The organism is Baia soyae, assembly GCF_004341445.1.
Lineage (GTDB): Bacteria > Bacillota > Bacilli > Thermoactinomycetales > Thermoactinomycetaceae > Baia > Baia soyae.
Genome location: NZ_SLXV01000003.1, coordinates 12730 through 28422 on the forward strand (window position 1 = coordinate 12730; position 15693 = coordinate 28422).

Here is a 15693-nt window from a genome sequence, read left to right on the forward strand (position 1 = left end):
CAATATGCTATAACGCTATTATTTTTACAAGATTAACCGATCCAAGGGGGAATTATGAATACTAACTCCATCCCAATAAAGTTGAGTCTACCACAAATAAATAAGTCTCTAACATTAAAAGAGAGAACAAAATTATTCTGCACTAGCTTAGAACATGAGCAGATACCAAAAAAAGAGATTGAAGAAGCATTGCAATCATGGCAAGAAGTTTCCCTTCTAGACGAACCAACACTACAAAAAAAACTACGTGCTATTCAATTGGATAGAGACGCATTTGGAAAGATATTGTGCGCTACTAACATCGAAACTGAACAAAATGATGAATGGATGAATTGGTTAGATGAAGCACTACAACTGAACCGATCCACTCCCTTAGAAGATACAGAAATGGATTTGCATCTAGCTGTACGCCCATTTCATTTATGGGCAAAAAAAAGAGTAGAAGACTTCTTCCAACACATCCCGCAAATAAATCAAATGATACAAACAAATTCGGTTTTAGATTCTATCTTATTTGATTTGGTAGACGGGTTAATCTCCATAGCTGGGAGAACTCTCGTATTAGAGCTGCACATCGCTAGAGAAATGGGAGAACTAGAGGGCGATCATTCGGAAGCACGATTCCAATCTTTTATTAAGCAAAAAATAATGAATCCTGATCAACTAGAATTCATCTATAACGAATATCCTACACTTGCTCGACTTTTAATAACACGGACCCATTATTTTATCCAATCACTCTTAGAAGCTATCACACGATATATTAGCGATCGAAAGCAAATTCACCAAGAATTTCACATAGACCCGAATCAACCACTTACTGGCATTTCTGCTGGGATGGGAGACTCGCATCAACAAGGTAGAACTGTTATGCACTTTCAGTTTGATTCCAAGCGAGTCATCTATAAACCAAAATCCCTTTCGGTATCTGACCATTTTCATGAATTACTACACTGGTTTAATCAACACGGTTTTACTCCACCACTCAATGGTTATCGTGTGTTAGGTAAAAACGATTATACATGGGAAGAGTTTGTACCTTCTGAAGGATGTACTTCGGAAGAAGAGATAGAGCGGTTTTATCATCGTTTGGGCGGCTTGCTAGCAATCGTTCATACATTATATGGTGTCGACTTCCATTACGAAAATATCATTGCCCGAGGAGAATATCCAACTTTAATTGACTTAGAAACACTCTTCCATAATGAGGTTCCCATATCACTGGAAGAGTTTGCCCAAGTCAGAGCAAATAAACGCATTGGTGAGTCTGTACTAATCACCGGTATACTCCCTCTCATTCTATTTTCTGGAAAGGAAGAGTCAGGGGTAGATATGAGTGGTTTAGGGGGACTGGAGCAAGAATATCCGACACCTATTTTACAAGAAGAAAATTCTAGAACAGATCAAATGAGGTATGTTCGCAAAAATGCCGTTGTCAAACTCAAAGAAAACCTACCTAAGTTAAACGGTCAGTTTGTAGAAATTACTCCTTACGTGAGAGATATCATAAATGGCTTCAACCAAGCTAATCAAATCATGTTAGAGCATCGAGCAGATCTTCTCCACGACGAGGGGCCCATAGCACAGTTTAAGCAAGATAAGGTACGCATTGTTCTACGTAATACACAGTTCTACTATGATTTCCTTCTAGAGTCCCAACACCCCGACTATATGGAGGATACGATAGAGCGTGAAAAAATATTAGATCGCCTATGGTATAGAAGAAAAGAGAATGGATCCACTATCCATGAGATTGAAGATCTATTAGAAGGTGATATTCCTTTCTTTACATCCATAGTTGATAGCACCGATTTAATCTCTAGTACTGGTAAGATAATTCCTCATTTCTTCCCAGAATCCAGCTATCAGAAGGTATTGAAGCGAATCCAGTCCCTAACCTCTGAAGAAGTCGAACAGCAGGCTAGCTATATACATGCATCTATTCTCGGAAACGTTGAGTCCAAGGACCATTTGCAAGTGAAGCAGTACCATTTCACTCCTGAACCTACTGCCCAACATTTACCTGTTCAACCTCTTATATCAGCGGCAGAAGAAATCGGGCTACATCTATCCAAACAAGCTATATATGGAGTTAAAGACGATGTAACATGGATCAGTCCATCACCTACTTCTAATAACTTATGGACACTAGCACCCATGGATTTCGGTCTATACAGTGGTGTTTGTGGCGTAGCATTATTCTATGGATACTTGGATCAAATCTGTCAAAATAGTACGTTTCGAGACTTATCACACTCAGCCTTGCAAACCGCCTTGCATACTGGAGAACATGTAGCTGATGCAAATGCTTTTATGGGACAATCATCCATTTTATATACGCTTTCCCACATGACCGGTTTATACGGAGAAAAGGCAGAATGGACTTCCTATATGGAAAAGCTCATTCAATCCATTGGGGAAAAAGTAGACAAAGATCAACACTACGATCTCATCCATGGTAGTTCAGGCATCATCCATGTCTTGCTAAATGTTGCTCAGCAATGTAACTGGGAATATCCTGCACAAGTGGCTCAGGCCTATGGCGAGCACTTGATTAAACATGCGGTACAAACAGAAAAGGGAGTAGCATGGCGAACGAATAAAAATAGGGAGACTCTACTAGGCGGCTTCTCGCATGGAACGAGCGGAATTGCTTGGACATTATTTAGATTAGCAAGTGCCACCAGCCAAGAGAAGTATCACGAATGGGGTCTAAAAGCACTCCGGTATGATCGCTCCTTATATGATAATCGTTTACAGAATTGGCTTGATATGCGGACAAATGGTACATCTTCTTCTCCAGCCCAATGGTGTCATGGTGCATCTGGCATCGGAGTCAGCAGAGTTTTATGTATGCCTTATTTACAAGACAAACAATTGGAGGAAGAGATCCATGCATCCGTACAAGCTACCCTTCAGAACGGATTTGGTTATTCCCAATCGCTCTGTCACGGTGATTTAGGCAATTCAGACCTACTACTCATGGCTGGAGATGCACTGGGACAACAACAATGGATAGAGATGTCCAGGCAGATCGGACATCATACCATTCAATATAAGCAATCGAAAGGTAACTATCTCACTGGAATCTCTCATTTTCTAGAAACACCAGGGCTATTGGTTGGCTTATCAGGAATTGGGTACCAACTACTACGATTAGCTCATCCAGATCAAATCCCATCAGTGTTATCCTTACAAATGCCAGTCAAAAAATAAAACCAAAACCTGAAATGCACACCCACCATTTCAGGTTATTTTATATATAAATGAGGCGTTTTGATGTTTAGACGTGTACCGTTTATTGAACAGATGGAACATAGCGAGTGTGGATTAGCCTCGCTAGCGATGATCTTAAACTATTATGGTCATAAAATTACTCTAACGGAAATTCGAGAGCGCTATGGAGTGTCAAAAAGAGGCCTCTCTCTGGGTAATCTACTAGAAATAGGAAATGATTTTCATTTGAAATGCAATGTTTATAAGGGAAAGCTAACTGAACTTCCTTTTTCAATGCCCGCGATCCTTTATTGGGAAAATCGTCATTATGTAGTCTTAGAGCAACTAGGCAAGAACTACTCCACGATCGTGGACCCTGATAGTGGTAGAAGGAAGATTTCAATAGAAGAGTTAGAGAAAAAATATTCCGGCTATCTGTTCCAAGCAGAGCCAGATGAGGGCTTCGAGATTCGGAAGAAAAAGTCTCAATGGGGATTTCTACTCTCTTTTCTCAAGGGACAAACATCATTTTTAGTCAGTCTCATTCTGATCTCCTTTTTATTGCAAGGATTAGGGCTTCTCATTCCGCAACTAACCCAATGGATCACAGATCAAGTCATCTTACCAAGTAAAAGTGAATACCTAACGATTTTTGGAATCGGGATCTTAGGACTGTTTCTATTCCATCAATTATTTTCATTTCTACGAAGCTATTTTATCGTTCTATTACAAACAAAATTGGACCTAGCGTTGATGACCACGTTTGTTACCCAGTTATTTCACCTTCCCTTTTCCTTTTTTGAAAATCGAAAAGGTGGCGAATTGGTCTTTCGCGCCAACTCCAATGTCTATATCAGGCAAATACTATCTAGCAAAACCGTTTCTCTCGTCATTGATAGTATTTTGGTTGTTTCCTATGCTTGCCTTCTCTTCTATCAAGAGTGGCACTTAGGTCTTGTCATCACCTTATTAAGTCTCATTTTATTTTTAATCCTTACATTAAGTGCACGGTGGACACGTAAATTAACGGATCAACAAATTTCTGCACAAACCAAAACACAGGCTTATTTAACAGAGAATATATTTGGTATTTGTGATGTGAAAGTACTCGGAGCGGAAGAAAAAGTACGCCATCATTGGCATGATCTGTTTACCAATCAACTAGCCATTAACAAGAAACACAGCCTCTTAACATCTGCCTTTGATACCATTAGTAGCGGCATTCAATTTACCACTCCATTGCTCATCCTCTGGATGGGAGCTGGTTTCGTCCTTGGTGGAAATCTTACTCTCGGACAGCTGTTAGGAATCAGTGCCCTCTCTAGTGCTTTCATGGTTCCCATTATATCCCTCAGTTCTTCCTACTCCCAATTTATCATCTTAAGTTCCTATATCCGACGCTTACAAGATGTAATTGAAAGTAAGCCAGAGGAAAATAAAGGAGAGATCATTTCTCCACTTTCTGGGGAGATCGAGTTAAGAGATGTATCGTTTAAGTATGGTTATTTTAGCGAAAATGTACTGTCCGATATCGAGCTTCATATTCGTCCAGGGGAAAAGGTAGCCATCGTCGGAGCCTCAGGATCTGGAAAAAGCACATTGGCCAAAATTCTAATTGGACTTTATAAGCCTCAAGAAGGAACGATTTTATTCGATCATAAGCAGCTAAATGATATCAATATACAATCCTTACGTCAGCAAGTAGGCGTCGTTTTACAGGAGACCCGTTTATTCCATGGAACGATTCAGGATAACATCTCCCTTTTTGATAAAAAAATTCCCATGGAAATGATCATTAGAGCTGCTCATATGGCTGATATCCATCAGGATATACTAGAGCAACCCTTAGGTTATCGTACGATGGTCTCCGAGGGTGGTAGTAACTTCTCAGGTGGCCAAAGACAACGTTTACTACTGGCTCGAGCACTGCTCCACCAACCTAATATACTCTTGTTAGATGAAGCTACCTCAGCCTTAGATAATGTTCGGGAGTCGAATGTGAAACGATACTTATCGGAACTTCGTTGTACACAAATCATAATCGCCCACCGATTAAGTACCATCCAACATAGTGATCGGATCCTTGTAATGCATGAGGGCAAGCTAGTCGAGAGCGGAACTCATGAGGAATTGCTAGAGCAGAGAGGTTTTTATCACACTCTCTACACAAGTCAAGACACATAAGGTACCCGTCTAATCTGATCAGATTAGACGGGTACCTTCCTTTATCTCTCACTAAATTTTTAATTCGGGTTATGTTAAAATAATAAATATATCATTTTTATTTTATTGATTAACAAGGAGATGTCGATATGGATTATTTGCTTTCTTGCAAGGAGATTGAAGTTGCAATTTTAGTAGCAAAAGGATACAAAGATAGCGAAATTGCTTTATCTCTATACATTAGCAGGCGTAGAGTAGGAGAAATTATTGCTTCTATTAAGAGTAAATGGCATATAACATCTCGTGTTCAAATTGGGATCATTGCATACTATTGTGGCTTGATAGACATTAAAAAAGAGGTCTTTCTTAAATATAAAACTTTTAACTAATACCTGTTTTTTATTAGTGAAGTATTCTGTTAATCTGTTAATCTGAACACAGCTCATCCTATATAAAACAAACCCGCCCTCTCTCATATAGTGGTGGGCAGGTTTGCTCGTCTTACTTTATAGCAGTAAAATCCGAAATAGAGTGATTTTGTGCAAAGCTGGTGAGATCAAATCCATACAGGAAGTTCGGATTTTTTGGTAGTCCTTGCCACTGGAGACTTACTGTTTTCCCGGCAGTAAACTCTTCTCCATCTACCATCCCGCGCTCATTGGTTTTCTTGTCAATAGTTGGGTATAGTGGAGCAATCTTATCTCCCTCTTTCACTTGATGGAGATTACGATCCGGTACACCTGTTTTCGGATCAACTCCACGCCATGCACCCAAAATGTCATACGTATTCGCTTGCTTGTTTTGGAGGACGACTAACTCCATTTTTTCACCATTTATCTTGACTGGTATTACATAGTTTGCCTGTTGATCTGTCTGGTTGGTCATAAACATCGGGACCATTTGTCCGGATAACATCGGCCAACCTTGATTCCACTGTCCTTTGATGATGCCTGTTTTCTCGTCCAACTTCACATGGCTATTGTCGGCACCGAGAACACGAATTTTACTGGTAGATCCTGCCTCATATTGGCCTACAATCCCTTTCACATTTACCAATGAGGAGGCATCTTCAGGGCTTACTTTCACTTCAAAGCCTGTAGTAGCTTGAGTCAGAACTGATTTTTTAAGAGGTAGCTTCTCTGACTTGATGCCCTTGCTCTCACTCAACAACTGATCCACATACCCTTTAAGGAATTTTTCGTATGTTTCAGAAAAATTGTTTTTATCGTATTTCACAACATTCGATTTAAAGCTTGGTCGATCCTCCGATGGGAAATAGATAGATAATCCATTTGCCCGCGGATTCCCCAAGCTATTGATGTTATAAATCACTGACTTTTCGACTGAGCTAATTAATGCTTTCGTCTCTTTTGGATATAAGGAGGATAATTGATCTGCTAGATCTACGATATCTACCATATCGGTATCCCCAGCCCCTCCTGAGCCACCATAATCTTCTGACCGAAAGCGTGCTTTTGCGATGGCTTGTAATGCCTCATCATCTTCCATATCGGATTGTAGTTTCTTCGCTAAGCTCTCTACTTTTTTGGTAATGTCCAGTGTTTTATCCATATCCACGACGGACAAAGTGATGTCATCTTCGGTACCGAAGTCCTCCGATTGTTTGACGTATGCATCCGCAATCACTTTTCCAACCACATCACCTGTTTTCTTAGAGGAGGTGGTCAACGTTTTTAGGAATGGAGTATAGTCCCATCCATGAACAGGCTCCAACTCTTCAGAAGCGACCAAGTATTTGCCGTACGGCTGCAATAACTTAGCGACTTCCACATTTCCCATGAGACAAGCATCGAATCCGATCATATCAAACTTATTCGTCTTCGCTTGCGACTTATCGAATGCTTTCTGTAGTTCAGATAGAGTTAACGCATCGTAATCGTGCTTCTCGTCTGCTCCATACCCAGCCACAGACCCTCCACCATGATTCCAAAGGACAATTCCGTACTTTTTAGCTGGGTACTTCTCCATCGACCAATCAATAAAATCGGTCAATGATTCCGATTTCCCCATGTTTTTGTCTCCGATATTTCCTACATTCTGAATATCATTTTTCTTGACGAGCCAGCGTTGATTTTCTTTGTTACTGATTTTCCCATTTGCCCAATCATTTGAGCCACCTGTCTCGACCACTACATTCACATTTTTCGTCGATCCAACTTTCATCATCTCTTTCAAATCAGTTGAAGCGTAATTGCCACCACTCTCTAAATCAGAACCAACCATATAAACCATTAACGTATAGTCACTCTTAGGCGCAGGCGCAGCTGATGAAACCGTCGGTGGGACAACAGAAAGCAAAGTTAAAGCTCCAGCTAGCATAACTTTTGAAAATTTCATTTGTTTCTCCCCTTTGGTTACGTTGGATTGAACTCTAATTCAATTTTCCTTTCAACTGCTGTTCTACTTGTGTCGAAATGGCCTCTTTCCCACCTAAGAGATGTAGTACATTTGGTTTACTCTCGTTGAAATAGGTAGAAACGGACTTGTCCAAAGAATGGGCCGGAGTAAACAAGATAGGTGCATAAAATCCTCCACCTAATACAGCAGATGCATAATCCTGATCCTTCACAATGACGAACTCACTTGCATCTACTTCATTTATCTTACTGAAATGACGAATTACATTTACTCCTACCTCAAAACGATCTTTTCCAGTCACTTCTGCTACTTTACCGTATGAGCCTAGTTGCTTTTTCACCGCTTCCGAGATTTGGCCTGTTGGTCCCACCACTAGAAGATTTTTAATCTGGGGATATTTCTTTAATACCGCCTTTGTTTCAACAGGAATCCGGTCTTTTTCTACCAGTAAAATAGGAGAGCTATAGCCCGCACTCATATACATCGCACTCGCAAAATCAGAAGCCTCTACGATCGACACTGAGTCTATCTCACTATCTTTTAAGATCTTTTCGGCCAGCTGCGAAGTACTGATAAATGGATTACTCTCTACTCGACGATCAACCTTTATGTTCATCTTTTTTAGTTGCTCCTCTACTGCTTTTGAAACAACCTTATCACCACCTAAAAGGATCGCCTTGGATGGCCCCAACCGTTTGATTTCGGTGCTTACTCCTACTGGTAATTGGTTCGCATCCGTAAAAAGGATTGGCGCATTCTGAACAGAGGAAAGGGTATTCGCCGTAAGGGCTTCTGCTCCGAAATGGGAATTAGTAATAATAACGGTCTCAGCACCACTAGGATATCGTTTCTTGCTCAATTGAGCAGAAAGAGCCGCCGGATTTGTACTGTTATATCGCTGAAGATGTGGCTTTACTACTTCGAATACTTCATTCGCCATATTTCCTGACATCTCTCGGGCCGTTATTTGATAGGAGTTTCTCCCTGGATTGAAAGGCAACGCTTCCGAGTACGTGAATCCTTTCAAGCCATAGGTGGTACTGTTAGCAGTAATATCAACGCGGTCTGCTCCCTTAACAGAACCCTTAAGCTGAAAGTTTTTCGCCTCCGTCGTAAGCCGTAATTCGTGTTTAATAGGTGCAGTGGTTTGAAGCTCTGGAGCTGTATTGTCTACTGAATTCATGGAAACCCCACTGACTTTTACCTCATAAGATACGTCATTTTCTGAAGAAGGGAGTTCTCGATCATACCACACAGAGAGGAAATACTCTCCAGCAGGCATCTTAGCTCCATTACTCACTTCTTCGAAACTATTTGCATCCATGAGACTATATTTCACTTTGTCGTTTGCGTTCTTTTCGTTAATCCGAAGGACTCCATCCTTTTCTACTACGATGCGATAAGTATGATTTTGGTACCAATCTAGCTTTCCTTTAAATAGAACCTCTTGCACAGACTCTTTCTGGGCATTTTTCTGTATTCCATTGCTCTTCAGCCACTTTTGTTGCTGTTTCACTTGTTGTTTTAACTGAGCCAACTCGGATAGAAAGCGAGCAGGCTTAGCTGAGGCTGTCCCTTTTTTATCCATATTTGCCTCCGTCATACTAGGAAAGGCTAGGAGTGAGGCTACCAGAACAACAGATAAAGCCCCCGCACCCCAATTACACTTAATCACGACATCATCCCCTTGATTTAATATAAAAATATAACTTTTATATTTATTCACACTTTTCATTATACAACAATATCTCATTATATCATCCTTACATTTTTGTAAGGTTATGTCTAATTGAATAGTCAAAAATTTAATTGTCATGCTAAAAAAGACCGTAGATGGGAAATTCCCTCTCGATCTAAGTTTCTTACTTGAAAATAGGGAGACAAATGTGGAAACTTGTTTCCTTTTCATCGCTTTTAACCTCAACAAAGCCCTGATGGAGTTCAATGATATTCTTCGTGATAGCAAGCCCTAGACCTGACCCTCCTGTATACACGGACCTTGATTTTTCAATTCGATAAAAGCGATCAAACAGGTAGGGAAGATCGGCCCTAGGGATGCTATCTCCGTAATTCGTGATTTTTACAACTGCAAGCTGATCATGTACTTCGAGCGTAATATCCACGAATATACCTTTTTTTCCATAATTCATCGCATTCGAGATAATATTTTCAAATACCCTCGCTAACTGGTCACCATCTGCCTCCACACAAACAGAGCTTTCTGGTAAAGAGAGCCGTGACTTCATTTTTTCTTGCTTAAGCTGAATTTGGAACTGGATCGCGATCTGCTTCAACAATTCCTTTAAATTAATTGCTTTCACCTGTAAGCTCATCTTTGGATTTTTAGTCCGAACGTATTCGAATAGATCGTTCACTAATTGATCCAACCGCTGTGCTTTTTGATAAGCAATGTCTGTATAGTATCGAAGCTCTACTTCGTCTTGGTATTGATTGCGATCAATCAAACTCAAATAACCCATAATGGAGGTTAATGGAGTACGTAGATCGTGGGAAACATTCGTAATTAGCTCATTTTTCGTCTGTTCCGCTAAGCGTTCCTCTTCAACGGCTGTACGTAATTGTTCCAAAATCAAATTGACCCGAGTCGCCAGCTTGGTAAATTCGTTTTGAAATTTAACAGGCACTCTCTTTTTCGAGTCCCCTTGCGCAATCTCACTAACCGCATGACAGATTTGAATAAAGTATCGAATATAGCTCCCAATAAATAATAAGAATATGATAATGCCAAACAGACCTACCAATACATACTCTATATGGATCGGCAATAGATTTTCGATAGCCTCTAAGTTAGGAGTATACTCTTTCAATAAACTATAAACAAAGTTTGAAATAAACAGGGAAGCCCACAAGCTAAAAATAAAGACCACTGCAATTTTCGATAGAATCCGATAATACGTTTTATCCCTCAATCTTGTAACCCACTCCCCAGATGGTATGAATCACTTTATAACCTAAATTTTTTTCCAATTTATCTCGCAAATTACTGATATGCACCATAACCGTATTGTTCGCTTCATAATATTTTTCCTTCCAAACGGAGCGAAATATTTCTTCCGAATTAAATACTTGGCCCAGATGGGTAGCCAGAAAATATAGGATTTCAAATTCCTTCGATGTTAGATTTATTTTTTCTGATCCAACAGAAGTAGAGTATGTTTTTCGATTAATGATCAGCTCTCCTAAGCGAATCATCTCTTTATCCTCTTGAGTCTGATGATTAAAGTAATAAGCCCTTCGTAAAAGCGCTTTCACACGTACCATCATTTCTAATAGATTAAATGGCTTGGCCATGTAATCGTCCGCACCTGTCATCAGCCCTGTAATCTTATCCATATCTTCGGATTTGGCACTTAACATCAGAATAGGAGTATTATCATGTTGTCTAACAAGCTGACAAAATTCCAGCCCATTCATTTTAGGCATCATGACATCAAGAATAATCAAATGAACCGAATTCTCTTGTAAGATTGCAAGGGCTTCTTCCCCATTATACGCTTTTACTGTAGTAAAACCTTCGTTTTGTAAAGAGATATCGATTAAGTTTACGATTTCTTTATCATCATCTACGATTAAGATTTGCTTAGACAAATTCATAATCCCCCTCACTCTCTCTTATCTCACTACAACTTTAAATACTTTTCAAGTCTATATATATGGCATAAATGGGGCAATTAAAAAATGCATCTTCATAAAAAAAGCCGTCCAGTAACTAGACGACTTCTTTTCTATATAATTTAGATTTAATAGGGGTAGAAAAAGTAGACGTATTCAGCTACTTTCTGTACATCTCCACTACATTTGCACACATGTTGATCATTATATACTTCAAATTCAGTAGAGCTGATTCGTTTAATCATTGCATCAGAGACGATCCCACTGTTTGTAATTTTAATAATTTGAGATGTAATTTTCTCTATTTCTTCATTTTCATAACAGCCCATACATATTGTCTCATTACGATTTATCGGCGCTTCACATCCAGAACAAACATGCTGCCCGCTGTCCATATCCGAAGTAATCACACCTTGGATGTAGTCAGCCACCTCATGCGCATCACCATTCCAATCACAATAGCTATATGGCCCCTCATCGTCTTCCTCGAGATTTTCTACTTTATATGCTTCAAACTCGGTTGGACTAATCCGAAAAATCTTATAACCAGACAAAATCTTGCTTTCTGTAATACCTTGGATTTGAGATGTTAGCTTCTCTATTTCATCTTGCTTCTCACAATCTAGGCAGAACGTAGCATTCCGAGACAGGAAACCACCACATTTGGCACAGTCGACCGATTTACTATAATCATTACCTGGATGAAAGAATTGGCTTCTATAACGATTACGAGTCGCACAGAAATGATAAATTTGTTCAGGAGAATCTGTTAGATCCAAGCGATGCCAAATATCTGATAGGGTGGTTGTAACTAGATTCGCTTCCTTTTGACCCTGATAGGGATGCAAATAGGGCGCAACAGATCCCTCTGAATCGATCAAGATCGTCTTTCCTACATACGGATCATGGTACGGGGAACCTTCTTTTAATTCGTAATAATAGACAACAAAATCAAATCCTCGAAATTCCTGATATGGATCCCCAATTATATAATTGAAATACTTATTTGTAGCCTCATTACCCGAAACAAAGGCAAGGGTGAGATATGTATGTTCTTTATCTACTTGTCGTTCGTTTTTCAGCCATACTGCATTTGCGAATCCCTTATCACTATCTACGTTCACAGTAATCCAATTTAGGCTTCTAAGTAGTTCTATGTTTTGTTCACTAATGAGTGTACCATTGGTAGTTAGACGTATTCTTTCACCTAGCTTTGTAGTTGCATAAGCCATAAACTCCTGAAATTGCGGATGGAGCATGGATTCTCCTGCCCAAGATGGCTCAAGTATTACATCCTCCTGTTGACTACACTCATCGACGATTTTCTTCCATAGATCCCACGTCATGAAGGCGTGATCTCCTTCTTTAGAGGAATCCCGATCCATTCGATTGACAGGATCACGAAGAGCCGTTATTTCAGCATATATATACTTCGGAAATGTATCCAAATTTACACCTTCTTCTGTTCCTTTGTGTAGTGATTCATAGTCTAGTCCGTTGAAATCCCTTAAATCGAGTGCCTTGAAACGTAAGTACACCTGTGTCTCCTACCACTAACACAGATTTAGATCTACTCATACGGAACTCCATTCGATCGCCATTCTCCCCTTCGAATGCGATAAAGGTATATTGTTTGATGGCACGTCGACTTATTACTCTAGCGTTTATCGCTTGCACAGGTTGATGGTTATTACGAATCCATCTAAATAAACCCCGAATGGAAATAGAGATAAAGAAAATAATGACTCCACCAAACACGATGATAAAAAAACCCATGATGAGATAACCTATTAATGATCCGATCGATTCCAATGGATTGTTCCTCCTTCGGCTAATTGAAGAGCAGATATTTCTGCTATATACCCATCAAGTCTTTTTTCAACACAATATCCTTACCTATCGAGAATATAATAAAATATTTTTATACTCAATCAAAATTTTTATAAAGAGCAATGATCTAATGGTTTTGGAAATATAAGTTAGTCATATTCTCTTTCTTCCCGACCATACTAAGGTGCAATAAGGAGGTGTTTTTGGAAATGAAACACACACATAACAATCAAGTTCAAAACAGTCTGGATCAAATGAAGAACGAAATTGCATCTGAATTTGGTGTTCAACTTGGAGCAGACACTACTTCCCGTGAGAACGGCTATGTTGGCGGAGAAATCACTCGACGATTAGTTCTGTTAGGCGAAAATATGCTGTAAAAATTAGGTTACAAACAACAAGGTGCAATCTGGTATTCTCTAGATTGCACCTTGTTGTTTGTTGGAAATGTTCTTAGGGAATTTTTCCCATATCTCTTCTATGTAGCCGGAGCATTAGGCCCCTTTAACTTCTTCTCTTTATTGGCTTCCACGGCTTCCCCCAGTGGAGTCCCTTGATCTGCAAGTCGTTCATCTCTCCCTTTGCTCGTTCCCTCCGAATGAATGGGAGTTGTGGTGGAGTTTTCGTATGATTTCATCGAATCCCGTCCTTTCGGACTTATTTTGTCTCGTAGCTTCTTAGTTTATGTAGTGGATTTTGCTTCTCGGTTATGATCCTATTGTAATCAACCCTTCCCCCATTATCTATTCTCCTTGATCCTAGGAAAAGCTAAGTATACAGTAGTTCCTACCCCTTCATTTGTATAAAAGTCTATCTTGCCTCCATGCTTTCTGACAACATTGTAACAAAACAAAAGTCCTAAACCAAAATTTTCCTTAGGATTTGATTTTGTAGAGAAGAAGGGTTCCAAAATTCGTGTAAAATGCTCCTTAGGTATACCAATTCCCGTATCTTTGATTATAAGAATAACATTCTTTCTATTTTTAGCTATGCCTATAGTAAGCTCCCCTCCAGTCGGCATAGCTTCTATCGCATTAGAAACAATATTATTTATGACCTCTTCTATTAGTAGGCGATCGCAACAAATAGTCAGATCGCATTTCATACTATTCATTACTTTGATGCCAGAATCTTTTAACTTGGCTTTTGACTGGTATAAGCACCTCTCTACCATATCCACTACTCGATATTCTCCTATATATAGCTTTTGATCCTTTGTTTGTTGTTGTATTCTCATCATCGTATTTTGCATTTTTTCGTGCATTTGAAGAATGATGTCAATGTCGCTTTGCAAGTTCACTTGATTAGTAGTCATTGCATAATTTTTAATTTTTTCACCATATAGTTTGATGAGTCCTAAATCATTCTTCATTCCATGGTTCATCACAGATGTTTCCGCTGTTAACTGCTGTATAGAATAGTTAAGACTCTGACGCTGAACCCGTAGACGGACTCCAACTAAGCCACAACGAAAAAGGGAAGTGATGGAAACCACGAAAAGGAAGAGAGCAATCCAGTAATTATAACGCCATCCTTCCTCAATATCCATAATGCGTAGAAAATAACTTGTAGTTACCGCATAAATCATAGTAGGGATAAACGCCAAACAGGTATAAAATCTACTTCTTTTAGTGAATGGATTTTTTTCCATAATATAGGACCATATGAGAAGTATAATACCCGCCAAAATATATGGCACAACCCAGAAAGTCGCTAAGGAATATGGAACTACGAAAGTTGGATATACAGGATAAAACATAATCATCCCTATCACAGGAATAAAAAGGAAATATTGCAGCATCCTAATATATTTTCTAGGAACAATTTCGGAGTATGACAATCCAAAAAATATAAAAGAATAAGGGGTCAGATAGTCAGATACGAACGCTGTAATATTTTCAGCTAAAAGTAGATACTGAAAAACATCAGAATTACTTTCAAAGAGCGGTTTAATCTGTTCCCCAATGACTACTGATAATCCTCCTACACCACCACAAAAAGTAGTGGCACTCGCCCACCGCGCACTAGTGTTTTTAAAACCAGCCAATAGAAGCAATATTCCTATCATCCACATCAATATCCATAGGAGGAGCATTTACCGTATTCCTCCTATGGATATACTAGGGATCGTAATACTACAAAAAGTATATAGAATAGATAGATAACTATTCTTCTTTTTATCTTGAAATTGGAGATCTAGACATATAGGTGTAGGAAATACATAATTCATTGTACATTCATCCCTAGATCGAGACTGTTTACTTGTTTCTAGATAAAAAAGGCATACGGCAAGATCATCAACAGATTTAGATATATAATCGATCATTTTTATACCTCCTTATTCGATAATACTCAAATAGAAATACTTAATGGTAACACATCTGACTCAAACGCCAGCCATCTTCCTCCATGTGATTCATCACTGTTTCATAATCCTTTGGGTCAGCACTGGCAGACCTTAATCACTTTGTA

The 15693-nt window shown here is 39.2% G+C and carries 12 protein-coding genes; 4 read left to right on the forward strand and 8 right to left on the reverse strand.

Annotation, left to right across the window (positions count from 1 at the left end; translation table 11 throughout):
• The first annotated feature begins 54 nt into the window (after window positions 1-54).
• The 3 genes from EDD57_RS01590 (at window position 55) to EDD57_RS01600 (ending at window position 5768) form a co-directional block, all read left to right on the forward strand.
• Window positions 55-3216, forward strand: coding sequence for a type 2 lanthipeptide synthetase LanM family protein (locus EDD57_RS01590; RefSeq protein WP_131847687.1), 3162 nt, complete (start codon window positions 55-57; stop codon window positions 3214-3216).
• Window positions 3217-3279: 63 nt separating this feature from the next.
• Window positions 3280-5400: a peptidase domain-containing ABC transporter gene (locus tag EDD57_RS01595; RefSeq protein ID WP_131847689.1), complete on the forward strand. Its 2121-nt coding sequence runs from the start codon at window positions 3280-3282 to the stop codon at window positions 5398-5400.
• Window positions 5401-5528: 128 nt separating this feature from the next.
• Complete coding sequence (locus EDD57_RS01600; protein ID WP_131847690.1) at window positions 5529-5768, forward strand: response regulator transcription factor; 240 nt, start codon at window positions 5529-5531, stop codon at window positions 5766-5768.
• Between the two features lie 112 nt (window positions 5769-5880).
• On the opposite strand, the gene EDD57_RS01605 is transcribed toward EDD57_RS01600, so the two are convergent.
• The 6 genes from EDD57_RS01605 to EDD57_RS01630 all read right to left on the reverse strand — a co-directional run bounded on the left by EDD57_RS01605 (window position 5881) and on the right by EDD57_RS01630 (window position 13203).
• Window positions 5881-7737: a clostripain-related cysteine peptidase gene (locus EDD57_RS01605; protein WP_131847692.1), complete on the reverse strand. Its 1857-nt coding sequence runs from the start codon at window positions 7735-7737 to the stop codon at window positions 5881-5883.
• A 34-nt stretch (window positions 7738-7771) separates the two neighbouring features.
• Entirely contained in the window at window positions 7772-9433 is a 1662-nt protein-coding gene (locus tag EDD57_RS01610) for a cell wall-binding repeat-containing protein (RefSeq protein WP_165873629.1), read from the reverse strand.
• Between the two features lie 187 nt (window positions 9434-9620).
• A complete protein-coding gene (locus EDD57_RS01615; protein ID WP_243649401.1) occupies window positions 9621-10688 on the reverse strand; it encodes a sensor histidine kinase in 1068 nt (355 codons plus the stop codon).
• Window positions 10678-11367 carry a response regulator transcription factor gene (locus EDD57_RS01620; RefSeq protein ID WP_131847696.1) on the reverse strand — a complete coding sequence of 230 codons (690 nt, stop codon included), beginning with the start codon at window positions 11365-11367 and terminating at the stop codon, window positions 10678-10680. Before EDD57_RS01620 ends, EDD57_RS01615 begins: the two co-directional genes overlap by 11 nt.
• Before the next feature lie 152 nt (window positions 11368-11519).
• Entirely contained in the window at window positions 11520-12929 is a 1410-nt protein-coding gene (locus EDD57_RS01625) for a radical SAM protein (RefSeq protein WP_165873630.1), read from the reverse strand.
• Window positions 12874-13203: a DUF2500 domain-containing protein gene (locus tag EDD57_RS01630; protein ID WP_131847700.1), complete on the reverse strand. Its 330-nt coding sequence runs from the start codon at window positions 13201-13203 to the stop codon at window positions 12874-12876. The genes EDD57_RS01625 and EDD57_RS01630 overlap by 56 nt, the downstream gene beginning before the upstream one ends.
• A gap of 227 nt (window positions 13204-13430) precedes the next feature.
• Between EDD57_RS01630 and EDD57_RS01635 the strand changes: the two genes are divergently transcribed.
• Window positions 13431-13601, forward strand: a complete 171-nt coding sequence (locus EDD57_RS01635; protein ID WP_131847702.1) for an alpha/beta-type small acid-soluble spore protein — start codon at window positions 13431-13433, stop codon at window positions 13599-13601.
• Window positions 13602-13699: 98 nt separating this feature from the next.
• Here EDD57_RS01635 and EDD57_RS14285 read toward each other — a convergent pair whose 3' ends face one another.
• Together EDD57_RS14285 and EDD57_RS01640 are read right to left on the reverse strand one after the other, a co-directional pair.
• On the reverse strand, window positions 13700-13858 hold the full coding sequence (locus EDD57_RS14285) for a hypothetical protein (protein ID WP_165873631.1): 159 nt from the start codon (window positions 13856-13858) through the stop codon (window positions 13700-13702).
• A gap of 102 nt (window positions 13859-13960) precedes the next feature.
• Window positions 13961-15316 carry a sensor histidine kinase gene (locus EDD57_RS01640; protein WP_131847704.1) on the reverse strand — a complete coding sequence of 452 codons (1356 nt, stop codon included), beginning with the start codon at window positions 15314-15316 and terminating at the stop codon, window positions 13961-13963.
• Between the last annotated feature and the right edge of the window lie 377 nt (window positions 15317-15693).

Coding starts and splice junctions, on each gene's coding strand:
- EDD57_RS01605 (WP_131847692.1), bottom strand. CDS start 7,737: ATGAAATTTTCAAAAGTTATGCTAGCTGGAGCTTTAACTTTGCTTTCT.
- EDD57_RS01640 (WP_131847704.1), bottom strand. CDS start 15,316: ATGCTCCTCCTATGGATATTGATGTGGATGATAGGAATATTGCTTCTA.
- EDD57_RS01635 (WP_131847702.1), top strand. CDS start 13,431: ATGAAACACACACATAACAATCAAGTTCAAAACAGTCTGGATCAAATG.
- EDD57_RS14285 (WP_165873631.1), bottom strand. CDS start 13,858: ATGAAATCATACGAAAACTCCACCACAACTCCCATTCATTCGGAGGGA.
- EDD57_RS01595 (WP_131847689.1), top strand. CDS start 3,280: ATGTTTAGACGTGTACCGTTTATTGAACAGATGGAACATAGCGAGTGT.
- EDD57_RS01600 (WP_131847690.1), top strand. CDS start 5,529: ATGGATTATTTGCTTTCTTGCAAGGAGATTGAAGTTGCAATTTTAGTA.
- EDD57_RS01590 (WP_131847687.1), top strand. CDS start 55: ATGAATACTAACTCCATCCCAATAAAGTTGAGTCTACCACAAATAAAT.